The organism is Rhodoplanes tepidamans (assembly GCF_030813915.1).
Taxonomy (GTDB): domain Bacteria; phylum Pseudomonadota; class Alphaproteobacteria; order Rhizobiales; family Xanthobacteraceae; genus Rhodoplanes; species Rhodoplanes tepidamans.
In genome coordinates this window covers 1-24,042 of record NZ_JAUSUJ010000017.1, presented here as the reverse complement: position 1 = coordinate 24,042, position 24,042 = coordinate 1, and the positions used below count along the sequence as shown (strand labels likewise).

Genomic DNA, 24,042 nt, shown 5'->3' with positions numbered 1-24,042 from the left:
ACTGGGGCAGTCGATGACTGACGTCACCCTTACAACCGTGCACGCACCGGCCACCGGCAAGAACGCCTGGTACCGACAGTTGTGGTTCTACGTGCTGCTGTCGATGATCCTCGGCGTGGCGGTGGGGCACTGGTATCCGGAATTCGGTACCATGATGCAGCCGTTCGGCGACGGCTTCATCCGCGCGATCCGGATGCTGATCGCGCCGATCATCCTGTGCACGGTGGTGCTCGGCATCGCCGGCATGGGCGACATGGCCAAGGTCGGCAAGGTCGCCATCCAGGCGCTGATCTATTTCGAGGTGCTGACGACGATCGCCCTCGTGCTCGGCCTGCTCGGCGTCAACCTGCTGCAGCCGGGCGCCGGCATGAACATCGACGTCGGCGCGATCGACGCCGGCGCGGTCAAGCACTACGTCACCCAGGCCCAGGACCACGGGACCGTCCAGTTCCTGATGGGCCTCATCCCCAACACCGTGTTCGGCGCCCTCGCCGACGGCAACATCCTGCAGGTGCTGGTGCTGTCGGTGCTGTTCGGCTTCTCGCTGGCGGCGCTGGGCGACTCCGGCAAGCCGCTCGTCCATCTCGTCGAGGTCGGCTCCAAGATGCTGTTCGGCGCCGTCGGCATCGTCATGTGGGCGGCCCCGATCGGCGCCTTCGGCGCCATCGCCTTCACGGTCGGCAAGTACGGCGCCGGCTCGCTGATCACGCTCGGCAAGCTGCTGCTCGGCTTCTACGCCGTGTGCCTCGTCTTCGTGTTCGGCGTGCTCGGCCTGGTGGCGCGCTGGTGCGGCTTCAGCATCGTCAAGCTGATCCGCTACCTGCGCGAGGAGCTGCTGATCTGCCTCGCCACCACGTCGTCCGAGGTGGTGCTGCCGCGGCTGCTCGACAAGATGGAACGGATCGGCTGCCGCAAGAGCATCGTCGGCCTCGTGGTCCCGACCGGCTACTCGTTCAATCTCGACGGCACCTGCCTGTATCTCTCCTTCGCCGCCGTCTTCCTCGCCCAGGCGACCAACACGCCGCTGACCCTGTACCATCAGGTCGGCCTGCTGCTGGTCCTGCTGCTCACCTCGAAAGGCGCGGCCGGCGTCTCCGGCGCCGCCTTCGTCGTGCTGGCGGCGACGTTGTCGTCGGTCGGCAGCATCCCGGTCACCAGCGTGGCGCTGATCCTCGGCGTGCACCGCCTGCTGGCCGAGGGCCTGGTGCCGGTGAACTACATCGGCAGCGCGGTGGCGACGATCTTCATCGCCGACTGGGACGGCGCGCTCGATCACGAGACGCTGCACCGCGAGCTCGACCGCGGCGCGGGGAACTGACCGGCCGCGCGTCGCAGCCGCCGTCGTTGCGAAGGAAGCGCCCGGGCCCGTCCCGGGCGCTTTCGTTCAGCTCGTACGGCATCCGGCCGAACAACGTCTTGGTCATTCCGGGGCGGCGCGCAGCGCCGACCCCGGCATCCAGCCGAGAACTCGGAGCTTGTCGCTTGACTTCGGGTTCGCGGCTGCGCCGCGCCCCGGAATGACGGAGCACTGATCGCCCGGGAACAGGTTCACACGGCCGTGTAGCCGCCGTCGATGAGGAGATCCGAGCCGGTCATGAAGGAGGACTCGTCGCTCGCCAGGAACACGGCCCCGGTGGCGACCTCGTCGGGGGCGCCGAGCCGGCCCAGCAGGGTGTGGTGGCTGGCGCGCGCCGCCTCGAGGGTGGCGAAGTTCTTCAGGTAGCGGCCGGTCTCGACCGGGCCGGGCGACAGCGTGTTGACCCGGATCCCCTGCGCCGAATGGTCGACCGCCATCGCCTTGGCGAGCTGCACCAGCGCGCCCTTGGCGGCGCAGTACCACGGCCGGCCGGGGCGGGCGACGCGGGCCTGCTGCGACGCCACCAGGACGATGCTGCCGCCGCCGCCCCGCTCCATCACCGGGATGGCGTGCTTGGAGAGCAGGAACGAGGAATCCAGGTTGACCGCGAAGGTGCGCCGCCAGTCGGCGAGCGACAGTGTGGTCAGCGGCGCCAGCGGCAGGTCGAACACGGCGTTGGAGACCAGCACGTCGAGCCGGCCGAACTCGGTCACGGCACGGGCCACAGCGGCCTCGGCGGTCGCCTCCTCGGCGACGTCGGCGACCAGGCCGGCGATGCGCCCGCCCGCCCCCGTCACCTCGGCCACCACCTGCTCGAGCGGCGCCGCGGCGATGTCGAGCGCGACGACGGCGGCTCCCTCGGCGGCGAAGGCACGGCAGATGGCGGCTCCGATGCCGCCGCCGGCTCCCGTGACGACGGCCACCTTCCCTTCCAGACGACCCATGGCGGTTTCCTCGTTCTTGTGTCGATTTCTCCTCTTACACGGGGGCCGGAACGGCCCGGTAGCGGGCCTCCCGCAGACCCTGCCCCGCGATTTTGCCGGAGGCACGGTGCCGCAGCCGCCGTGCCCGGCACCACCGGCGCGCGTCGGCGGCCGCATTAACCGCTTTTCAGCGAAGCGCGGGCATGATCCGCTGTCCGGAACAGATCGGCCGGCGCGCCGGGCCGGCCGACGACGCACGACGGGAGACGCGGGTGCCGAGCCGTTCGAGTCCGCTGCAGCCGCAGCCCTGCGAGACCGCCTGGCGACGAGGCCTGCTCGTCCTCGACGACGATCCCGCCGTCCGCCGCCACGTCTGCGCGATCGCCGACCGCACCGGCTGGGCGGCCATCGCGGCGGCGAGCTTCGCCGAGGGCGAGATGCTGCTCGGCAGCGAGAACTTCGACTGCATCGTCACCGACCTGACGGTCGAGGGCGCGCCGGTCGCCGGCTTCCTGCGGACGCTCGCCGAGCTCTTCTACACGGCCCCGGTGCTGCTCACCGGCACCGGCAACCGCGCCCACCGCTTCGCCGCCGCCGACTTCGCTTACGGGATCGGCCTGAACGCCTGCTATCCGATCGGCAAGCCGATCGTGGCGGCGGGCCTCTCCGGGCGGCTCGCCCGCATCGAGGAACGGCTGCAGCGCGGCATCCGCGGCTGCTGCTTCCGCGACTGCCACTGGCGGAAGGCGATCGAGGCACCCGACACGGTGACGGCCTGACCGCGGCCGCCGCCCCCCTCATGCTCCCGGCGCGCGAGGTGCTTAGTCGATGCCTGTGACGCCCCACCGCGGACACCTGACCCTGCTGGCGGTGTGCACCACCGTGCTGGTGTGCATCGCGCTCCATTACGGCCGCGCCATCCTGGCGCCCGTGGTGTTCGCGCTGTTCGTGGTCGCCGTGGCGTGGCCCGTGCAGGCGGCCCTGCAGGCCCGCCTGCCGAAGCTCGTCGCCCTGCTGGTCACCGTGGTCGCGGTGGCCGTGGTGCTGACCGGACTCGGCACCATGATCGGCTGGGGCTTCGGCCGCGCGGCGCGCTGGCTGATCGCCGACACGGCGCGGTTCCAGGCCATGTACCAGGAGGCGACGATCTGGCTGGAGGGCCACGGCTTCGTCGTCACCGGCGTGTTCAGCGACGTGTTCAGCACGAGCTGGATGGTGCGCGCCGTCCAGGAGGTCGCCTCGCGCCTGCAGAGCGTCGCGAGCTTCGCCGTGGTGGCGCTGGTGTTCCTCATCCTCGGCCTGCTCGAGGTCGAGGCCACGGCCCGCAAGCTGCGCGCGGTCGGCGGCGACGCGCTGGTCCGGGCCGGGGCGACGACCGCCGCCAAGCTGCAGACCTACATGCTGGTGCGCAGCGTGATGAGCGTGATCACCGGCGCGCTGGTCGCCGGATTCGCCGCCGCGATCGGGCTGCCGCTCTACGCCGAATGGGGCGTCATCGCCTTCGCGCTGAACTACGTCCCGTTCATCGGCCCGTTCGTCGCGACGCTGGCGCCGACCCTGTTCGCGCTGGCGCACTTCCAGTCGTGGGAGACGATGCTCGTCGTCTTCGCCGCCCTCAACCTGATCCAGTTCGTGGTCGGCAGCTATCTGGAGCCGCGCGTCGCCGGCAGCCGGCTGTCGCTGTCCCCCTTCGTGGTGCTGCTCGCCGTGTTCCTGTGGAGCTTCCTGTGGGGCATCGCCGGCGCCTTCATGGGCGTGCCGATCGTCATCGCCATCCTCACCGTGTGCGAGCAGTACCCGGCGAGCCGCTGGGTCGCCGCCCTGCTGGCGGGCGAGGCCCCGGACGAGGAGGCCGGGCGGGAGGCGGAGGAGACGGCGGCACCGTCCGCCTGACGACCAGTTCCGGTCATTCCGGGGCGCCGCGCAGCGGCGAGCCCGGAATCCAGCGACGCAATCCGTGGCCCCGGCTGGATTCCGGGTTCGCGGCCTTTCAGGCCGCGCCCCGGAATGACGGGTCGCCCGGGATCACGATCCGCTCCGGTGCCAGGAGATGCAGCCGGCCGTCCTGGTCGCTCGTCAGCGTGTGGACGTAGAAGGCGGTGTCGCGGTCGTCGGTCGCCTCCATGACGGGCGACGGCGCCGAGACGATGGTGAGGTCGCCGCAGGCGCCGATCCAGTCGACATGGCGGTGGCCGTGCATCACCACGGCGTCGGGCGCGATCCTTTGCAGGCGGCGGACGAACCAGCTGCCGTTGACCAGCGCCGTGCCGATCCGCTCGGAGAGCTGCTTCGCCGGCATCGGATACTCGACCACGTGGTGGTGCAGCGCGACCAGCCAGGAGGCCGCCGGCCAAGCCGCGATGGCGATCTCGATTCCGCGCATCTGCTCGGTCGACACGAGGCCGAGCGCGTTGGTGAAGGAGAAATGCGTGTCGGCGTTGGAGTCGAGCAGCACGATGCCGAGCCCGTCCGGCCGCTCCGGCGGCAGCACCATCGGGAACAGCCGCGCCCACAGGTCGGCGACGAACGGCACGTCGCGCAGCGCCCCCGTGTCGGCGAAGCCGGCGAGCCGCGCGCGGTGCGGTGCCAGCGCCGCGTCGAGCGTGTCGCCGAGCGCCTCGCCGGCGAGGTCGACGACGCGCACGCGCCCACCCTGCACGGCCGCCATGGCGGAGAGCGCCCGCACCTGACGCAGCCGCTTCACCGGGCTGAACGGCAGGTCGAGCCGTGCCGGATTGGCGCGGTCGACCACGTTGACGTCGTGATTGCCGGGCTGGATCAGCAGCCGCGCGGCGATCGCCGGATACGGCGCCAGCGCATCGAAGAACGCGGCCCATTCGCCGGAGCGGCCCGCGTCCGTCACGTCGCCGGTGATCAGCACGAGGTCGAGCGGCGCCGCCGCGTGAATCGCCGCGATCCGCGCGAGCACGCGGTGCAGGCGGTCGTCGCCGCGCGGCCCCGCCCGGCCACACTCGATGCGGAAGCCGTAAGGCTCGCCGACGACGTGGATGTCCGACAGATGGACGATGCGCCAGCGCGGCGCCGTGTCGGGCGGCGCCGGCTCGCCCTCGAACCGGCGGGTGCGCGGCTGGTCCATGGTCGCGTCGGCGAAGCCCCACACGGCGGCCGCCGCGGCGAAATAGCCGGCCACCAGCACGACCCCGTTGGCGATGCCGGCCGAGGCGAGGCGCAGCGGCGCGGCGAGATCGGCGAGCGTGCCGGTCCAGCGGGTCGCCGGCCACAGCCAGGCGACCAGCAGCACGGCCGGCACCGCCACGGCGATCCCGGCGACCGCGGCCGTCGCGGCACGCAGCCGCGCCCGCGTCGCCGGCCCGGCCCGGCTCGCCAGCCCGGCCTCGGCGAGGTGGCGCAGCGCCTCGCGCGCCATCGCATAGACCGGCTGCACGGCGAGCGAGGCGAGCGCCCAGAAGCTGCCCTCGGCGATTCGGAACAGGCGTCGCCCGCCGAACCAGCCGAGCGCCACCACGGCGGCGAGCACCAGCGCCGACCAGGCGCCGGACAGCGCATATGCGACTTTGGTCGATACCGCCGACAGCCAGATCGAGGCGAGGAGCGGCGCCAGCCCGAGCAGCAGGCCGGGCAGGCCGATCAGCAGCAGCCAGGCGACGACCAGCTTCGGCAGGCTGATCTCGGCCAGCAGGCTGCCGGCGAGCGCGAGCAGCGAGCGCTGGCGGGTGCTGGACGCGTCGTCCTCGGCGTCGCCGTCTCGCGGATCCGTGATCGGCTGCATGGCCGCTGCTCCGATGCGCCGAGACCGGCGCCATTGACGAACGCGTGCACCGCACCCACGTCAGCCGCGGGCGCCGCAGCAACGGCGCCCCCGCAACCCCCGACGCGCTGCGCCTCGCTTCGCGGCGCGTCTCGTCGCATGCAATCACGACGCGATCAACGAAGGACATCACGATGGCCAGTCCCGCATCCACGGGCAAGCTCTTCGAGCCGTTCCGGCTCGGCGGGATGGAGCTCCCCAACCGGATCGTCATGGCGCCGCTGACGCGCAACCGCGCCGCCGCCGGCAACGTGCCGGGCCCGCTCGCCGCCACCTACTATGCGCAGCGCGCGAGCGCCGGCCTCCTGATCACCGAGGCGAGCCAGATCGTGCCGGAAGGCCAGGGCTACGAGGCGACGCCGGGCATCCATTCGCGCGAGCAGATCGCCGGCTGGCGCAAGGTGACCGACGCCGTGCACGCGAAGGGCGGCCGCATCGTCATCCAGCTCTGGCATGTCGGGCGCGTCTCGCACGTGGCGCTGCAGCCGGGCGGCCGCGCCCCGGTGGCGCCGTCGGCCATTCCCGCGAAGACCAAGACCTGGGTCGGCGGCAAGTTCGTCGAGACCTCGGCGCCGCGGGCGCTGCGCACCGAGGAGCTGCCCGGCATCGTCGACGCCTATCGGCAGGCCGCCGCCAACGCCGTCGCGGCCGGCTTCGACGGCGTCGAGGTGCACGCCGCCAACGGCTATCTGCTCGACCAGTTCCTGCGCGATTCCACCAACCAGCGGACCGACGACTACGGCGGAGCGCTGGAGAACCGGGTGCGGCTGACCCTCCAGGTGCTCGCCGCGGTGATCGGCGAGATCGGTCGCGAGCGCACCGGCATCCGCATCTCGCCGGTGTCGCCGGCCAACGACATCGCCGACAGCGACCCGGCCGCCCTGTTCGGCCACCTGGTCGCCCGCATGAACACGCTGGCGCCCGCCTATCTGCACGTGATCGAGGGGGCGACCGGCGGGCCGCGCGACAACGTGCCGTTCGACTGGACGGCGCTGCGCCGCGCCTTCAAGGGCGCCTACATCGCCAACAACGGCTACACGCCGGCACTGGCCGAGGCGGCGGTGGCGGAGGGTCGCGCCGATCTCGTCGCCTTCGGCAAGGCGTTCATCGCCAACCCCGACCTGGTCGAGCGGCTGCGCCGCGGTGCGCCGCTGAACACCCCCGACCAGGCGACCTTCTACGGCGGCGGCGCCGCGGGCTACACGGACTATCCGACCCTGCAGCCGGAGCCGGCCTGACCGACGCCCCCGGCCCCGGCAGCGTCGCGGGCCGGGCACCGCCCGGCCCGCCGCACGGACGATTGGGCCGGAGGTCGGGCCGGATGTCCTACGTCGCGTCGACCCGACGAGGTTGACGCCCGGTTGACGGGATCGCTCGACTTGCGGCGGCCGCGTCAAGCCGGCCTTTCCGGGCGGCGTGCGCCTATGGGGGTCCCGCGACCGTCCCACGAGGCCAGCGTGAGCAGCATCTCGACCATCGCAGTGTCCGGCATGACCGCCGCGGTGCGCCGCGTCGAGGTCTCCGCCGGCAATGTCGCGAACGTCCGCTCCACCGGTGCGCTCCCGGCCGCCGACGGCCGCGTGCCGGAGGGCCTGCAGCAGGCCTACACGCCGTTGCGCGTCACCCAGACCGCGGTGGCGGGCGGCGGCACCCGCGCGACCGTGACGGCCGCGACCCCGGCCCATGTGCCGACCTCCGATCCGCAGGCCCCGTTCGCCGACCCGAACGGCCTCGTCGCCGCCCCGATCGTCGACCTCTCCCAGGAGATGGTCGAGCAGGTGATCGCCAGCTACACGTTCACGGCCGATGCCCGCCTCGTCCAGGCCGACGACGAGATGACCCAGACGCTGCTCGACGCCACGGCGTGAGGGTGCGCCGCGGCCGGCCGTGATCATCCGGACCCGTCGCGCGGACGGCGCTCAGGTCGACGGCGCGTCCGCCGCGCGGGGCGTGGACGCCCCCCGCACCCGGACGGCGAGGTGATGCCGCACGACCGGCGGCTCCGGTCCGCGGTGCAGCGCGACCGCCTCGGCCTGCAGGTCGGCGTCGACCCGCGACACGCGGCGATGCTGGCGGCGGTGCTCGGCCCAGGACTCGACGAAGAACCACTCCACCAGCCGCTCCGGATCGGCGGCGTCCTCGGTGAGCCCCCAGGCATAGGCGCCGTCGCGCCGCCGCGCGGCGGAGAGCCGGTCGAGCACGGCGGCGAACGCCGCCCGGTCCTGCGCCGCGACCCGGTACGTGATCGTGATCAGCACGGGACCGCGGTCGTCCGGCACCGGATCGGCGACGATCGGCTCGGGCCAGTGCATCGATGGCATCAGGTCGGCCTCGCCGCTCGGCAGCCGCGCCCGACAGGCGAGCGCCGAGGCCGCGGCGAGCCCGAGGCCGGCCGTCACCAGCGCCGCGTCGATGCCGACCGCCTGGGCAAAAACGCCCCAGCCGAGGCTGCCGGCCGCCATGGCGCCGTTGAACACCGTGAGATAGATCGCGAGCCCGCGGCCGCGCGTCCAGTTCGGCAGGATCGCCTGCATGGTCGCGTTGAGCGTCGTGAGGATGGCGATCCAGGCGGCCCCGAGAATCACCATGAGCACGATGCCGTGCCAGGGCGCCTGCGCCGGCGCGAGCAGGATGGTCGATGCCGCGGTGACGAGCGAGGCGCCGAGCACCAGCCGATCCTGACCGATGGCGGCGCGCAGCCGCGGCAGCAGCAGGGCGCCGAGAATCGCGCCGGCGCCGACGCTGCCCAGCATCAGGCCGTAGAAGCCGGGGCTGCCGCCGAGCTCCTGGCGGGCGACCAGCGGCAGCAGCGCCCACACGGCGCTGGCGAAGACGAAGAACAGCACGGCGCGCCACAGCAGGCGGTGCATGTCGCGGCTCGCCCGCGCGAAGCGCAGGCCGGCCCGCAGCGCCCCGCCGAAATGCTCGCGCAGCTCGTCGTCGGCCGTCGCGTCGCGCCGCCACCAGATCAGCGCGCCGATCACCAGGACGTAGCTCGCGACGTCGAGCCCGTAGGTGACGGCGGCGCCGAAGACGGCGAGCGCGACGCCGCCGAGCGCCGGGCCGACCGCCCGCGCGATGTTGAAGCCGAGCGAGCCGAGCGCCACGGCGCCCTTGAGATCGGGCCGCGGCACCAGCTCGGGCACGATCGCCTGCCAGGTCGGCATCGCCAGCGCCGCCCCGGTGCCGCCCAGGAAGGTGAGGAGCGCCAGCGACGTGACCGACACCGCGCCGGTCGCGGCGAGCCCGGCCAGGACGGCGCTGACCGTGCCGAGCATCACCTGGACGACGATCAGGAATTTTCGGCGATCCAGGATGTCGGACAGCACGCCGGCGGGAATCGCGAACAGGAAGATCGGCAGCGACGCGGCGGCCTGGATCAGCGCCACGGCGGCCGGCGTCGGGCTGATCTCGGTGACCAGCCAGGCGCTCGCCACGTCGCGCATGAAGGTGCCGACATTGCCGAGCACGGTGGCGGCCCAGATCACCGCGAATAGCCGGTGGCGCAGCGGCGCGAAGGCACCGCCCGCGGGGGCCGCGGCGGCCGTCCGGCCGGCCGGATCGGCGTGATCCCGGGTCGCCGTCATCGCGGCAAAACCGCGCGGGCGGCCAACAGCGCCGCCATCCCCAGCCCCCCGATCATCGAGACATGCTCGAAGAAGGTCGCGGCCTGCCGGGCACGCTCCGGCCCGTCGAAGGTCCAGAAGGCGTGCGCCAGCAGGGTGGCGACGACCGTGAACCCGGCCAGCAGCCCGGCCCCGAGCCAGCACCAGCGGCGGGTCAGGAACAGGGCCGAGCCGACGAGCTCGGTCGCGATCACCGCCACGGCGACCGGCACCGCCGGCTGGACGCCCAAGCCGGCCACCTCGGCGGTGGCGCCGGAAAAGTCCAGGAGCTTGACCACGCCGCTGATCAGGAACGGCGAGGCGAGCGCCAGCCGGAGCAGATAATCGAGCCCGGGCACATCGAGAAGACGCGCCACCGCGGCGGGACGCATGATGTCGCTCACGACGACTCCTCACATTCCTGTTCATTCGATAGGCTCGCCGTCATTCCGGGGCGCACCGAAGGTGCGAACCCGGAATCCAGCGGCAACCTACGAACTCTTGGTTGGATTCCGGGTTCGCCGCTGCGCGGCGCCCCGGAATGACGAGCGAGCGAAGACCCCGTTCTCAGAACGCCCAGCAGGAGCAGCCGAGCACGCCCCAGAAGGCGCGTGCGTCCGACACCGGCACGCCCGCCCCCCAGGCCGACGCGTGTGCGTGGCCGTGCACGCCGCACCCCGTCGCGCAGCCACAGGCGCCGGCTGCCGCGGCCGTGACGGCTCCGGCCCCCTCGGACGAGAACGCATACGGCCGCGCGCCCTCGGCGCCCGCCCGCATCTGATAGCCGCCGAAGCGGCGCACCGGCGACCAGTCCGGCATCGCCGGTGGCAGCGGCGGGGCGAGGTCGGAGAACTCCTTGTCGCCGTGCACGGGCGTGCCGCCGAGCAGCGTGAGCACCGACGTGATGTCCTGGATCGCGTCTTCGGGCACCGCGAAGAAGTCGTCCGACAGCACCGCGAGATCGGCGAGCTGGCCGGCCTCGACCCGCCCCTTCTTGCCGGGCTCGGTCGAGAACCAGGTGTTGCCCTCGGTCCACAGCCGCAGCGCCGTCTCGCGGTCGAGCCGGTTGGCGGCCGGGTAGAGCGCGAGCCCGCCGAGCGTCCTGCCGGTGACGAGCCAGGCGAGCGAGACCCACGGATTGTAGGAGGCGACGCGCGTCGCGTCCGTGCCGGCGCCGACCGGCAGGCCGGCGGCCAGCATGCGCCGCACCGGCGGCGTGCGCTCGGCGGCGCGCTCGCCGTAGCGGGCGACGAAGTCCTCGCCCTGGAACGCCATCCGGTGCTGGACCGCGATGCCGCCGCCGAGCGCCGCGATGCGATCGATGTTGCGGTCGTCGATCGTCTCGGCGTGATCGAAGAACCAGTGCAGCCCGTCGAAGGGAACGTCGCGGTTCACCCTCTCGAACACGTCGAGGGCGCGCGAGATCGTCTCGTCGTAGGTCGCGTGCAGGCGCCACGGCCAGCGCTTCTCGGCGAGCAGCCGGACGACCGGCTCGAGATCGCCCTCCATGGTCGGCGGCATCTCGGGGCGCTCGACCTTGAAGTCCTCGAAGTCGGCGGCGGAGTAGACCAGCATCTCGCCTGCGCCGTTCGCCCGGTAGGTGTCGTCGCCCTGCCCCGGCTTCACCTGGCCGGCCCAGGTGGAGAAATCCTTCAGCTCCTCCTTGGGCTTCTGGGTGAACAGGTTGTAGGCGATGCGCACCGTGAGCTGGCCGTCGCGGTGCAGCTCCTCGATGATCGAATAGTCCTCGGGGTAGTTCTGGAAGCCGCCGCCGGCATCGATCACGCTCGTCACGCCGAGCCGGTTGACCTCGCGCATGAAGTGGCGCGACGAGTTCTTCTGATACTCGGGCGGCAGCTTCGGCCCCTTGGCGAGCGTCGCGTAGAGGATCGTCGCGTTCGGCCTGGCGACCAGGAGGCCGGTCGGATTGCCGGCGCCGTCGCGGGCGATCTCGCCGCCGGGCGGCGCCGGCGTGTCCTTGCCGTAGCCGACGGCGCGCAGCGCGGCGCCGTTGAGGAGCGCGCGATCGTAGAGATGCAGGATGAACACCGGCGTGTCGGGCGCGACGGCGTTGATCTCGTCGAGCGTGGGCAGCCGCTTCTCGGCGAACTGATGCTCGGTGAAGCCGCCGACGACGCGCACCCACTGCGGCGCCGGCGTGCGGTCGACTTGGTCCTTCAGCATCCGCATCGCCTGCTCGAGCGAGCGCACGCCGTCCCAGCGCAACTCCATGTTGTAGTTGAGGCCGCCCCGGATGATGTGCATGTGGCTGTCGATCAGGCCGGGGATCGCCCGGCGGCCGCGCAGGTCGATGCGGCGCGTCTGGGGACCGGCGAGCGCGATCACGTCGCGGTCGCTGCCGACGGCGACGAAGCGGCCGTCCCGGATCGCGATCGCGCACGCCTCGGGGGCCGCGCGGTCGAGCGTCGTGATCCTGCCGTTGAACAGGACGAGGTCGGGGGGCGAAGCGGTCTGGGCGGTCACGCTGTCTCTCGTGGAAAGGCCGGCGGCGAGTGCGGCGAGCGTGCCGACGACGGTCCGGCGGTCGGGGTTCTGGGCCACGGCGGATCTCCCGGTTCGGGGGGATTCTCGGGATCGGGTCGGGCTCGTGATCAGGATGGCTCGTCTGCGCCCGCCGAGCTGCGGGCTACCGGACCGGGCGTCACGGCGGGCTCGCCGCCCGGAAGCGGCCCGAGCACGTGCGCGGCGCAGGTCGTGCGGACGAAGCCCGCGACGTCGTGCCCGGCGATCAGCCGCTTCACGACCGGCACGACCTGCTCGCCGAGCAGGATGCCGAGCAGGCCGATCAGCGCGATGGTGGGCGGCGCCGGCGAGCGCACGCCGATCAGGCTGTAGACGACGCCGACCAGCAGGCCGGCGCCGAGCGACAGGAGATAGGCTTTCAGATCGGGCATTCTCGTGATCCCGTCGGCTGGCTGTCTCGGCGTCGTCGCCGGGCGCGACCCATGGGCGCTGTGTTCAGGTCCGAAGCCTCTCCGTCGTCGTGCTCCGCGAAAGCGGAGCACCCAGTACGCCGCAGCGTTTCGACTGAAACAACGAACGCTGGTGGATACTGGGTCGTCCGCCTGCGCGGACGACGACCACCGAGAGGCTGTGCCTTCGCTGCTAACTCGGCGTCCATGGGGCTCGACCCGGCGATCCATCCGTCTTCGAGAAGGCACACGGTCCTCGGACGGCGATGGATGCGCGGGTCGCGCCCGCGCATGACGGCTCACGGCGTGGCGCACGACCTCCGCTCGTCCCCGCGCCGGCGGGGGCCCAGGGGCGACACGGCAGGGACACCCTGGATGCCCGCCTGCGCGGGCACGAGCGGAAGATGGCGGGACGGCGGATACGACCGTCCCGGTCAGGTCTGGACGAAGGCGAGCAGATCCGCGTTGATCACGTCCGGATGGGTCGTGCACATGCCGTGCGGGAACTTCTCGTAGACCTTGAGCTGCGCGCCCTTCACCAGCTTGGCGGAGAGCAGCGCCGAGTCGGCGATCGGCACGATCTGGTCGTCGTCGCCGTGCATCACAAGCGTCGGCACCGTCACGGCCTTCAGGTCGTCGGTGAAGTCGGTCTCCGAGAACGCCTTGATGCCGTCGTAATGCGCCTTGGCGCTGCCGATCATGCCCTGCCGCCACCAGTTCTGGACGGCACCCTGCGACACCTTCGCGCCCGGCCGGTTGAAGCCGAAGAACGGGCCCGAGGCGACGTCGAGATAGAACTGCGCCCGGTCGGCGGCGAGCGCCGCACGGAAGCCGTCGAACACCTCGCGCGGCAGGCCGCCCGGATTGGCTTCGGTCTTCAGCATGATGGGCGGCACGGCGCCGATCATCACCAGCTTGCCGACCCGGCCCTTGCCGTGCTTGACGACGTAGTGCAGCGCCTCGCCGCCGCCGGTGGAGTGGCCGATATGCACGGCGTTCCTCAGGTCGAGATGCTCGACCACGGCGGCGACGTCGGCGGCGTAATGGTCCATGTCGTGGCCGTCCGACACCTGGGTCGAGCGCCCGTGGCCGCGGCGGTCGTGCGCGACGACGCGGAAGCCCTTCTGCACGAAGAACAGCATCTGGGCGTCCCAGTCGTCCGAGGAGAGCGGCCAGCCGTGATGGAAGACGATCGGCCGGGCGTCCTTCGGCCCCCAGTCCTTGTAGAAGATGTCGACGCCGTCCTTGGTGGTGACGAAGGGCATGGGGGTGCTTCCTTTCGGGGTGGTGGAGGTCTGGGCGCGGGCCGCCGGAGGCCCGCCCGGAAGGCCCGCGGCGGCGGCGAGCGCCGCGGCGGCGCCGAGGCCGAGCGCCGTCCTTCGCGTGGTCGTGATCACGTCCCGGGTCGCCGTCTCGACGCCGCTCATGCGGCGCTCTTGGCGTGGCCTTCGGCGGCGCCGAACATCGTCTTGGCGTAGATGATGCCGAGCCCGTAGGCGCCGCCGAACTGCTTGGCGATGCCGGTGGTCATGTCGTAGGTGCCGGTGCGGGCCCAGTCGCGCTGCAGCTCGAGCAGATACTGGAGCGAGGTCATCGGCCGCGCGCCGGCCTGCACCATGCGGTCCATGGCGCGCGCGTGCGCCTCCTCGGAGATGTCGCCGCAGGCGTCGGCGATCACGTGCACCTCGAAGCCCTGGTCGATGGCCGACAGCGCCGGGCCGACGATGCACACGCTGGTCCACAGGCCGCACAGCACGACGCGGTCCCTGCCGATGCGGTTCACCTCGGCGATGACGGGGGCGTCCTCCCAGGTGTTCATCGAGGTGCGGTCGAGCAGCGCCTGGCCCGGGAAGGCGTCGGTGATCTCGGAGAACATCGGGCCCGAGAAGCTCTTCTCGGCGACCGTCGTGAGAATCGTCGGCACCTGGAAGCCGGCCGCCGCGTGAGCGACCAGCGCCGCGTTGTTGCGCAGCGCGACGGCGTCGATCGACTTCGTCGCGAACGACATCTGCGACTGGAAGTCGATCATGATCAGCATGTGGTTGCGCGGATCGACGAGCGTCCTGCCGGGCGTGGGGGTTGCGGTGGGCATGCGGGCTCCTCTCGATGTGTACGCGCAGTTGTATGGAGAAGCACGGGTTCGGGACAATTGTGCCCTGGTATCGTCGGCCCTGGACCTGCGGATAGGACGACGCCGCGTCACGATCCGAGCGCCGCGCGGATGCAGGCGAGCAGCGCCTCCGGCTGCACCGGCTTGACGAGATAGCCGAAGGCGCCGGCCCGCAGCGCGACGCCGCGGCTCGCCTCGTCCGGATAGGCCGTGATCAGGATGGTCGGCACCGCGATGCCGGAGGCACGCAGGACGTGATGGAGCGCGAGCCCGCTGAGGCCCGGCAGCCGGACGTCGGCGACGAGGCAGCCCACCCGCCCGGCTCTCGTGTCGGCGAGGAAGCTCTCGGCGTCGGCGAAGCCGCAGGCCGTGAATCCCAACGCTCCCACGAGGCTGATCAGCGCGGCGCGAACGGAGCCGTCGTCCTCGACTATCGCCACCGCCGCGTCGCTCGCCATCGCGCTCCTCACCGCCGCACCGGCGGAGTGCCGGACCCGGTCAGGGTCGAGGCTGCCCGGGACGATGGCAATTGTTCTTATCGGTCGCGCGTCTACGCCTTTGCGATATCGTCGGCGAGGCGGTCGGCCATGCGCACGAGGTCGGGCAGCGAGCGGGCGCGCAGCTTCTGCATGATCTGGGCGCGATGCACCTTCACGGTGACTTCCGAGAGCTGCAGATGGCCGGCGATCTGCTTGTTGAGCAGGCCGCCGGCGACCAGCGGCATGATCTCGCGCTCGCGCGGCGTGAGCGCGGCGAAGCGATCGCGCAGCTCGGCCATGCGGGCGGCCCGCTCGCGGCGCGACTGGTCGATCGCGATTCCCTTGTTCACGGCGTCGAGCAGATCCTGGTCGCGGAAGGGCTTCAGCAGGAACTCGATCGCGCCCGCCTTCATGGCGGCGACCGACATCGGCACGTCGCCGTGACCGGTGATGAAGACGACCGGCAGGTCGATGCCGCGCCGGCCGAGCTCGCGCTGGACCTCGAGCCCGCTCTCGCGGCGCAGCCGCACGTCGAGCACCATGCAGCCCGGCAGGTCGGGACGCTCCGCCGCGATGAAGGCCTCGGCGCTGCCGAACACGTGCACGTCGTGACCCTCCGAGCTCAGCAGGCTCTCCAGCGAGGCACGGACGGAGTGGTCGTCGTCGACCACGAACACGGCGGACTGCTCGGTCATCGCGACACCTCCGGGGCATTCGTCGGCACGAGGGCGGTGGGAATCGAGAACGCGAAGACGGCGCCGCGCGGGCGCGCCGGCGCGACCCACAGCCGGCCGCCATGCGCCTCGACCACGGCGCGGCAGAACATCAGTCCCATGCCCATGCCCTCCGGCTTGGTGGAGACGAACGGCTCGAAGATGCGCTCGGCGAGCTCGGGCGGAACGCCGCCGCCCGTGTCGGCGACGGAGACCTCCGCTTCGCCGCGCTCGGCACCCCGCGCCGCGATGCGCAGCCGGCGCTCGCGCCCGGCCGTCGCCGTCATCGCGTCGATGGCGTTCTCGATCAGGTTGGCGACGACCTGGCGCAGCTGCAGCGCGTTGCCGATCACCGGCGGCAGCGCCGGGTCGAGATCGAGGTCGATCGCGATGCCGGCGGCCCGCGCCTCCGACGCCTTGTCCCGCACCGTCTCGCGCAGGAGCGCCCCGAGGTCGAGCGGCTCGCGCTCCTGCGCGCCGGTCATGAACATGGTGCGGATGCCGACCACCACCTTGTTGGCGCGATGGCCGTCGGCGACGATGCGGCGCAGCGCGGCGTCGACCATGTCGATCCGCGGCTCGGCCTTGCCGAGCCAGCGCAGGCCAGCGTCGGCATTGGTGACCATGCTGGCGAGCGGCTGGTTGATCTCGTGCGCGATCGTGGCCGACAGCGCCTCCATGGCGGTCAGGCGATCCTGGCGGGCGCGGCGCTCGGCGGCGACCGCGCGGGCGAGCCGCAGATGGACCGTCGTCGTCTCCGACAGCAGCACGAGGAGCACGATGCTGGCCGCGGCGAGGCCGTAGAGCCGGCCGGCCCACCAGCCGACGCCGAGCCGCGTCGCGCCGCCGAGCCACGACATCAACGCCAGCTCGACGGTCAGCGAGACGAGGACCAGGCAGACCCACATGTCGAGGGCGAAGCGGCGGCGCCACACCAGGATCGCCGCCGCGAGGCCGTACAGCAGGATGGCGACGGCCGGCACCCGGTACCACAGCCGCGTCACGTCGCGATCGTCGGCCATGAAGCCGGGCAGCACCGGCCGCCCTTCGACGATCAGCCACAGGCACACGGCCGCCAGCCCCGCCACGGCCAGCACGGTGCGCAGGATCGGCACCAGGCTCCGCGGGCTGGTGTCCGAGCAGACCGGGGCGAGCGCGTAGCCGAGCACGAACAGCGGAAAGCCGAGCCGACGCACCGCCGCGATCGCCGCCGTGGTCTGCAGCCCGGCGTCGACGCCGAGGCCCGAGAGCACGCCCGGGAAGGTCAGCGCCCAGGCCGGCACCATCAGGGCCGCGAACAGATAGCCGGCGGCCAGCCGCAACAGCGCCCGCGAGCGCTGGACATGGAACATGGCGAACAGCAGCGCGGCGGTCAGCGTCTCCAGCACGAAGCTCGCGGCCGCGTAGGCCGGGACGAGGATCTCGGTCCCCTGTGTCGGCTGCCGCGCGAACGGCGCCGTTCCCACCAGCGCCGCGAGGAGCGCGAGCACCACCACGACGGCGACCCCCGCCTGGGTCGCCGTGGCATGGAACAGGGCCGCCAGCGCCCCGCCGCGGGGCGCCGTGCCGGCCGCGGCGCCGGAGGCCGGGCCCGGCACGGGCGCGGAAGCCCGGCCGGTCGCCGGCGCGAGACCGCCGAGTGTGCGGGTCGATGTCGTCATGGCTCCGCCGGTCGTCTCCGCTGCCCCTCGCGCCGGGCGACGGTGCGCGCCGGGGCGACGCGAGGCGAGTAAATTTCGGTAAAGCCCGCCCGGGGCGACGTGACAACGCCGGCCCGGTCCGACATCGTTCGCGCGCGCCGCACACATCGTCGCGACCGCCTCGAACCCGATACCACGGTCGGAGTTTCATCGAGGACGACCACGATCCTCACGACCCGGAGACCCCCGATGCCGTCCAAGAACGCCCTCGCGACACCGACCGACCTCGCCCGCAACGCCGTCTCGGGCGTCGCCGACGCGCTCAACGGCGTCCTCGCCGACACCTTCGCGCTCTACCTGAAGACGAAGAACTTCCACTGGCACATGTCGGGGCCGCACTTCCGCGACTACCACCTGATGCTCGACGAGCAGGCCAGCCAGATCCTCGCCACCACCGACGATATCGCCGAGCGCGTGCGCAAGATCGGCGGCACCACGCTGCGCTCAATCGGCGACATCGCGCGCCGCCAGCGCATCGCCGACAACGACGCCGAGTTCGTGCCGCCCGACGCGATGCTGGCGGAGCTCGAGCAGGACAACCGCACCCTCGTCGAGACGCTGCGGGCCGCCAAGGAGATCGCCGACGAGGCCAAGGACAACGCCTCGTCGAGCCTGATCGACGACTGGACCGACGGGGCCGAGCGGCGCGCCTGGTTCCTGTTCGAGACGAACCGCAAGCGCTGAGGGCTCGAGCGGCCCCGCCGGTCCGCCCGACGGACCTGACTACCATCGTGCAAGACGAAGCTGGCGCGACACGATCGGCCGGCCTCGCGATGCCTGTCCGGAACGGCCGCGGCGCATTTGGAGGTTCCCGCCGCCCGCTTCTATGATGCTCTCCTCGTGGACGGCAGATCGGGGACGAGCAGTGGAGCAGCCGGCGCCCGCCGGACCGGGTCGTGTATTGTCCTTCGGCCCCTTCCGACTGAGTCCGGCGGAGCTCGTTCTCCTCGAGAACGAGCAGCCGGTGCGCGTCGGCCATCGCGCGCTCGACATCCTCCTCGCCCTGGTGGAGCGCGCCGGCGATCTCGTCACCAAGCAGGAGCTGATCGCCCGGGCGTGGCCCAGCACCTTCGTCGACGAAGGCAATCTGAAGGTGCACGTCGCGGCGTTGCGCAAGGCGCTGCGCGACGGTCAGGCCGACCTCCGCTACATCGTCAACATCCCGGGCCGCGGCTACAAGTTCGTCGCCCCGGTCCGCGTGGTCGAGGAGCCGGACGCGCCGTGTCCCGGTGCCGGCGTCGCTCCGCCGCCCAGCAATCTTCCCGCGCAGCTCGGGAGCGTCGTCGGCCGCGCCGATCAGGTCGAGACGATCGTCCGCCTGGTGTCGGACGCCCGCCTCGTCACCGTCGTCGGTCCGGGCGGCATCGGCAAGACGACGGTCGCGGTCGCGGCCGCCGGCCGGCTCCTCGCCCGCTTCCCGGACGGCGTCTGGTTCGTCGATCTCGCACCCGTGACCGACCCGGCGCTGGTGCCGACCGCGCTCGCCGCGCTGCTCGGGCGTCCGGTACGCTCGACGCTGCCGATCCCGGAGCTGATCACGTCGCTTCAGGACAAGGCGATGCTGATCGTGCTCGACAACTGCGAGCATCTCGTCGCCGCGGCCGCCGGCCTCGCCGAGGCGCTGGTGCGCGACACCGCGTGCGCCGTGCTCGCCACCAGCCGCGAGCCGCTGCGCGCCGGCGGCGAGCGGGTGCTGCGGCTGCCGCCGCTCGCCGTGCCGGACCGCAGCGAGGGCCTCTCCGCCGCCGAGGCGCTGGCCTTTCCGGCGGTCCGCATGTTCGTCGAGCGCGCCATCGCGACCCGCGACAGCTTCACCTTCACGGACGCCGAGGCGCCGCTCGTCGCCGCGATCTGCCGCAGGCTCGACGGCATCGCGCTGGCGATCGAGATGGCGGCGGGCTGCGTCGACTCGCTCGGCCTCGCCGACATCGCGCGTCTGCTCGACGACCGCTTCCGTCTGCTGACGCGTGGCCGGCGCACGGCGCTCGCCCGCCACCAGACCCTCGCGGCGGCGCTCGACTGGAGCTACGGCCTGCTGCCCGCACCGGAGCGCCTGCTCTTCCGCCGGCTCGGCGTGTTCGCCGGCTGGTTCACGGCCACGGCGGCCGAGACCATGGTGACGGCCGACGAGATCGGCCCGCTCTGCGTCGCCGAGGCGATCGCGAGCCTCGCCTCGAAATCGCTCGTCGTCGTCGACGTCGCCGGCGAGACGGCGCGCTATCGCCTGCTCGACACCACGCGGGCCTACGCGCTCGAAAAGCTCGCCGAGACCGGCGAGCTCGGCCCCGCGAAGCGCGCCCATGCCGCGCATTGCCGCGACCTGTTCGTCACCGCGGAGCGCGAGTGGGATCTGCAGCCGACCGCGGCGTGGCGGGCGGCGTGGCAGCCGCTCGCCGACGATCTGCGCGCCGCGCTCAACTGGGCCTGCGGCCCGGACGGCGACGTCGCGCTCGCCGTCGCCCTCACGGTCGCGGCGGTGCCGCTGTGGCTCGAGCTGTCGCTGCTGGAGGAGTGCCGGGTCCGCGCCGAGAAGGCGCTGGTCGCGCTCGAGCAGGCCGGCACGGCCGAGAGCCCGGACGCGATGCGGCTCTACACGGCGCTCGCCTGGTCGCAGATGTACACGTCGACGCGCGCCCGCGAGACGAGCGCGATGTGGTCGCACGCGCTGGCGCTGGCGGAGGCCTTCGGCGACGTCGACCACCAGCTGCGCGCCCTGTGGGGCCTGTGGGCGGATTCGAAGAACCGCGGCCGGTTCCGCGACGCCGCCGCGATCGCCGGGCGGTTCAGCGCGCTGGCGAAGGCGACCGGGCAGACCAGCGACGTGCTGGTCGGCGAGCGAATGATCGGCGACTCGCTCCACTTCCTCGGCGAGCAGGACGCCGCAAGGCGGCACATCGAGCGCATGCTGGCCACCTATCGGGCGCCGCGGCATCGCTCCGATCTGGTCCGCTTCCAGTTCGACCAGACCGTGACGGCCCGGATGACGCTGAGCCGCGTCCTGTGGCTGCAGGGCCGGCCCGACCAGGCGCTGCGGATGGCGGCCGAGACGGTCGCGGCCGCCGAGGCGCTCGACCATCCGCTGTCGCTGTGCAACCTGCTCGCCCAGGCCGCCTGCCCGATCGCCCTGATGGTCGGCGATCTCGACGCGGCGCGGCGCTGGACCGCGCTGCTGGTCGGCCTGACGACGCGCGACGCGCTGCACGGCTGGCGCACCTACGCGACCTGCTTCGAGGGCGACGCGCTGCTGCAGTCCGGCGATCTCGCCGGCGGCATCGCGCGGCTGCAGGCCGGCATCGACACGCTGCGCAAGGCGACCTTCGTGCAGTACCTGACGTGCTTTCTCGGCCAGCTCGCCGCCGGCCTGTGCCGGGCCGACCGGCTCGACGAGGCGCGCGCCGTGATCGACGAGGCGCTGACCCGCTGCGAGGCGACCGACGAGGCGTGGTGCGTCGCCGAGCTCCTGCGCATCAAGGGCGAGATCGCCGGCCGCGACCCCGCCGACGCTTCGGCGACGGACTGGTTCGCGCGATCGCTCGACGTCGCCCGCGCCCAGAAGGCGCTCGCCTGGGAGCTGCGGACCGCGACCAGCATCGCGGCTCGGGCCCGGCGCCGCGGCGGCGACTCCGGTCGCGACGCGGCATCCGTGAGCGCCCTGTCGGCCCTCCGCGCCGTCCTGGCCCGCCTGCCGGACGGCCCCGCGACGGCCGACGTCGCGGCCGCCCGCGCCCTGCTGGCCGGCCCGGACGTCCGCGCCCTGAAGGCGTGAGGCAGGCGGCGCCGGGCAACGGGGCGCGGACTGTCTGGTTGTCGATCGGAGGAGCGGGCCGGAGCTGGAACCCCGGAGCTGGCAAGCTGAAACGTGAAAATCCGGGCCGGGACGCCATGTGGTACAGGTGGGTTGACTCGAAACTCGAACCACCGACCTCCTGATCCACTTTCCAGGTCAAGCGGCTGTTTTCCCGTACGATATTACATACTCACCTCATTGTGGGGGCACGTAACGGGATTCCGCTACCAACATTCCCTACCGGCCGTCCCGTTCCGCTGCCGAGTCGCCTAGGCCCACCACCCCAGCCTTGGGGATATCAGGCTTCGACGACCACCGGTATGCCGATCTCGTTCGCCACCGGAGTGTAAATATCGACGTCGGACTCCGGCGTGGCGATGGTTACGATCAGCGCGTACTTGGCTTGCTTTTCCCATGCGCCGAGGTGCGGACGCTTGTTCCACCACCCCAGGGTGGGAAACACGGCGATATGGTCCCGGGCCGCGAGATCAGCAGCCGTTCCGCTCCACAGATCGGAGTGAACCGAACCGAGCGTCACAAGCGACCGTCCGGCATGGCCGTAAAGCCACCGCCCGGTATCCTTCAATCCTGGGGCTTCATAGTCATCTTCGCGATCAAACTTGTTAATGCGATCTTTAAATGCCCCCGGGCTTTCCAGAGGTCTCTTCACGGAAAACCTCAATCCGTACGATTGATAACCGTATTTTGAGGTCCAGCCCCGAGCGCCCGGACTTGGCTCAATGAAATATGACAGGGTCACGCGCATCTTGACGGGAGCGTCCTGGAGGTCGCGGAGGATGTCCGCGGGCCAGGGAAGAGCGTGCAACCGCATCTCCCGCGTCTTCACAGACTCTTTGCCATTCTTGTCCTTATGCTTGAAAAACGGCTGAATCGAACCTTGTGAGATAAGGGTCAGGGAATTGGTTGCACTCGACATCAGCCGCCGGAAGTTTGGTACGCCGTAGCCGTAGCAGCGAAGTAAGGTTTCGTAATTCACTGATCCGTCAGGTCCGGTGACACGATCGAGCATTGCCGGCGTCCATTCAGCAGCATGGATCATGAGCGCCCGGATAGTTTCAGGCGTGAAGTCGGGATATTTCGCCCAAAGCGCCGCCGCCATCCGGGCGGCGTCAGCCGCTGCCGCGCTGGTGTCGCCGAAGGTCGCGAGCGGCTTGTCGCGCGTGAAATTATGGTGGGTCGAAAGAAGCTGAAGCCCGTCATCGATATAGTCGGGGTCAGGATGCGCGGGATTTGCCGCCATGTTGCCCGCTTCAAGCACGATGTCCGGCTTGATGGGCCATTTGGTCTTCATCCACGTGGTCGATGTGCAACTGCACGGGGCCAGATCGCCGGCCCGCGCCACGGGGATCCAGCCCGGAAAGCGCGCGGCGTCAACAACGGCTTTTTCCGTGTATCCACCGACGGTCAAGGCGTTCCATGCTTGTGCCGGATCATGTACGCCGTCGGTCATGTTGGAATGCGGGTAATCCTTTCGCTTTGCGGGATCGGTGTTGCCGGCGGACAGAATGAACAGGCGCCGTTGATCGTCCGCGCCCGCCGCCAGCGCATCTACGGCCGCCGACCACGACGAGGGACGGCCCCGGTCGCGGCTGTCGGTGGTCGTCACCGAAAGGCAAAAAACGCGCGGGCGATCCGCCGTGACCTCAACCCGGTACGCGCATTCGCGGGTGACGGCGCCGTACAGGTCTTTCTCATGCGGATCGGCCGGATTGATGATCTTGACGGACTCGATTCGGTGCGTCAAAGGCACCGGATCCCGCGACGCCAGCAAGGGCGCCAGATCTCCGTAAGCGGCAATCCCGGCCATCGGCGTGCCATGGCCCTGCCGGTCGTCCGCGCCCCAGGCCGGCTTGTAGGTGTGCAGATCATTCGCATCAACGACCGGCGCGAGGAGCGGATGGGCGGCGTTGACGCCCGTATCCAGCAAGCAAACGTAGGGTGCGCCTTCGGTCGGCGGCGTCAATCGTATGGCTAGGTTCTCGACCCATGCGCGCTGTTCGACGGCGTTCATTTCGGTAAAGAAGGCCGCAGTGGTTTTCGCCAGCCGCAACTCCGCTATGGCACCAAGGATGTCGATCGAGCGCGACATGGCCGCGGCGGTGGCATGTACGAGCACAATGGTCCGGTCGACGAACTCAATCGCGTTCTCGCCCACTGTCAGGCCGAAGCGGTCGGCATGTTCGCGAAGCCGTGCCAAGGGATCGACGGTATTCGACCGGCGTAGCCACACCTCCCATGTCGCGGGTTGATCGGCCTGCGGATACAGGCTGGGGTCGTCGGTCCAAAGTGCTTCGAGTGCAGCAAGTCTGATATGCGAGATGCTCTCGACCAAATCCTTATTCTGGGGGCTTGTCGAACCATCGTCGCGCGGCCGCGTAACGCTGTCGCGATAGGCTTCGATACGTTTGAGGAAAAATGCAAGCTTGCCGTCCGGCACGAAGACGGTCGCCTGCATGCGACCGTCGGCTAGCCGCCTCACGGCGCAAAGCTCGATTCCGCTGCGCGTAAATTCCAGGCTCTCGAACTTCAGCGTAAGCGTCGTTTTGGCCCCACCTTCTTCGGGGGTTCGTGAGGGCGGAGGGTGCCGATCATCGAGGTCTGAATCGGAGATCGGCTTGTGTCTA

General features: G+C 71.3%; 19 protein-coding genes. 7 read left to right on the top strand and 12 right to left on the bottom strand.

All coding sequences use genetic code 11. The annotated features are described in order from the left end of the window. Positions 1–13 precede the first annotated feature (13 nt). Positions 14–1,318, top strand: coding sequence for a C4-dicarboxylate transporter DctA (dctA, locus tag J2S22_RS19645; protein WP_272776856.1), 1,305 nt, complete (start codon positions 14–16; stop codon positions 1,316–1,318). A 230-nt stretch (positions 1,319–1,548) separates the two neighbouring features. Here dctA and J2S22_RS19640 read toward each other — a convergent pair whose 3' ends face one another. Then, entirely contained in the window at positions 1,549–2,301 is a 753-nt protein-coding gene (locus J2S22_RS19640) for an SDR family NAD(P)-dependent oxidoreductase (protein WP_272776857.1), read from the bottom strand. A gap of 251 nt (positions 2,302–2,552) precedes the next feature. Here J2S22_RS19640 and J2S22_RS19635 point away from each other — a divergent pair, with 251 nt between their 5' ends. Both J2S22_RS19635 and J2S22_RS19630 read left to right on the top strand, forming a co-directional pair. After that, positions 2,553–3,059 carry a DNA-binding transcriptional response regulator gene (locus tag J2S22_RS19635; RefSeq protein WP_272776858.1) on the top strand — a complete coding sequence of 169 codons (507 nt, stop codon included), beginning with the start codon at positions 2,553–2,555 and terminating at the stop codon, positions 3,057–3,059. 49 nt (positions 3,060–3,108) lie between these two features. Beyond that, entirely contained in the window at positions 3,109–4,173 is a 1,065-nt protein-coding gene (locus J2S22_RS19630) for an AI-2E family transporter (RefSeq protein WP_272776859.1), read from the top strand. Between the two features lie 97 nt (positions 4,174–4,270). On the opposite strand, the gene J2S22_RS19625 is transcribed toward J2S22_RS19630, so the two are convergent. Continuing rightward, complete coding sequence (locus J2S22_RS19625) at positions 4,271–6,031, bottom strand: metallophosphoesterase family protein (protein ID WP_272776860.1); 1,761 nt, start codon at positions 6,029–6,031, stop codon at positions 4,271–4,273. Positions 6,032–6,204: 173 nt separating this feature from the next. Here J2S22_RS19625 and J2S22_RS19620 point away from each other — a divergent pair, with 173 nt between their 5' ends. Together J2S22_RS19620 and J2S22_RS19615 are read left to right on the top strand one after the other, a co-directional pair. Continuing rightward, complete coding sequence (locus J2S22_RS19620; RefSeq protein ID WP_272776861.1) at positions 6,205–7,308, top strand: alkene reductase; 1,104 nt, start codon at positions 6,205–6,207, stop codon at positions 7,306–7,308. Between the two features lie 219 nt (positions 7,309–7,527). Further along, on the top strand, positions 7,528–7,938 hold the full coding sequence (locus tag J2S22_RS19615) for a flagellar basal body rod protein FlgC (RefSeq protein ID WP_272780598.1): 411 nt from the start codon (positions 7,528–7,530) through the stop codon (positions 7,936–7,938). 51 nt (positions 7,939–7,989) lie between these two features. Here J2S22_RS19615 and J2S22_RS19610 read toward each other — a convergent pair whose 3' ends face one another. The 9 genes from J2S22_RS19610 to J2S22_RS19570 all read right to left on the bottom strand — a co-directional run bounded on the left by J2S22_RS19610 (position 7,990) and on the right by J2S22_RS19570 (position 17,571). Continuing rightward, the gene (locus tag J2S22_RS19610; protein ID WP_272780597.1) at positions 7,990–9,657 is read right to left on the bottom strand and encodes an MFS transporter; all 1,668 of its coding nucleotides are present in this window, start codon (positions 9,655–9,657) and stop codon (positions 7,990–7,992) included. Continuing rightward, positions 9,654–10,079: a DoxX family protein gene (locus J2S22_RS19605; RefSeq protein ID WP_272780596.1), complete on the bottom strand. Its 426-nt coding sequence runs from the start codon at positions 10,077–10,079 to the stop codon at positions 9,654–9,656. Before J2S22_RS19605 ends, J2S22_RS19610 begins: the two co-directional genes overlap by 4 nt. A gap of 163 nt (positions 10,080–10,242) precedes the next feature. Further along, entirely contained in the window at positions 10,243–12,237 is a 1,995-nt protein-coding gene (locus tag J2S22_RS19600; protein ID WP_370878224.1) for an amidohydrolase, read from the bottom strand. Positions 12,238–12,287: 50 nt separating this feature from the next. Further along, complete coding sequence (locus J2S22_RS19595; RefSeq protein WP_272780600.1) at positions 12,288–12,581, bottom strand: DUF1427 family protein; 294 nt, start codon at positions 12,579–12,581, stop codon at positions 12,288–12,290. A gap of 461 nt (positions 12,582–13,042) precedes the next feature. Further along, on the bottom strand, positions 13,043–13,873 hold the full coding sequence (locus tag J2S22_RS19590; protein ID WP_272780599.1) for an alpha/beta fold hydrolase: 831 nt from the start codon (positions 13,871–13,873) through the stop codon (positions 13,043–13,045). A 158-nt stretch (positions 13,874–14,031) separates the two neighbouring features. After that, complete coding sequence (locus tag J2S22_RS19585; RefSeq protein WP_272780595.1) at positions 14,032–14,700, bottom strand: hydrolase; 669 nt, start codon at positions 14,698–14,700, stop codon at positions 14,032–14,034. Between the two features lie 107 nt (positions 14,701–14,807). Beyond that, positions 14,808–15,176 carry a response regulator transcription factor gene (locus J2S22_RS19580; protein WP_272780594.1) on the bottom strand — a complete coding sequence of 123 codons (369 nt, stop codon included), beginning with the start codon at positions 15,174–15,176 and terminating at the stop codon, positions 14,808–14,810. 92 nt (positions 15,177–15,268) lie between these two features. Continuing rightward, the gene (locus J2S22_RS19575; protein ID WP_272780593.1) at positions 15,269–15,892 is read right to left on the bottom strand and encodes a response regulator transcription factor; all 624 of its coding nucleotides are present in this window, start codon (positions 15,890–15,892) and stop codon (positions 15,269–15,271) included. After that, positions 15,889–17,571 (bottom strand): sensor histidine kinase, encoded by a 1,683-nt coding sequence (locus tag J2S22_RS19570; RefSeq protein ID WP_272780592.1) that lies wholly within the window; start codon positions 17,569–17,571, stop codon positions 15,889–15,891. Before J2S22_RS19570 ends, J2S22_RS19575 begins: the two co-directional genes overlap by 4 nt. A gap of 228 nt (positions 17,572–17,799) precedes the next feature. On the opposite strand from J2S22_RS19570, the gene J2S22_RS19565 reads away from it, so the two are divergent. After that, the gene (locus tag J2S22_RS19565; protein ID WP_272780591.1) at positions 17,800–18,294 is read left to right on the top strand and encodes a Dps family protein; all 495 of its coding nucleotides are present in this window, start codon (positions 17,800–17,802) and stop codon (positions 18,292–18,294) included. A 280-nt stretch (positions 18,295–18,574) separates the two neighbouring features. Beyond that, complete coding sequence (locus tag J2S22_RS19560) at positions 18,575–21,376, top strand: ATP-binding protein (protein ID WP_272780590.1); 2,802 nt, start codon at positions 18,575–18,577, stop codon at positions 21,374–21,376. 319 nt (positions 21,377–21,695) lie between these two features. Here J2S22_RS19560 and J2S22_RS19555 read toward each other — a convergent pair whose 3' ends face one another. After that, positions 21,696–23,873 (bottom strand): S8 family peptidase, encoded by a 2,178-nt coding sequence (locus J2S22_RS19555; RefSeq protein ID WP_307155861.1) that lies wholly within the window; start codon positions 23,871–23,873, stop codon positions 21,696–21,698. Positions 23,874–24,042: the final 169 nt, after the last annotated feature.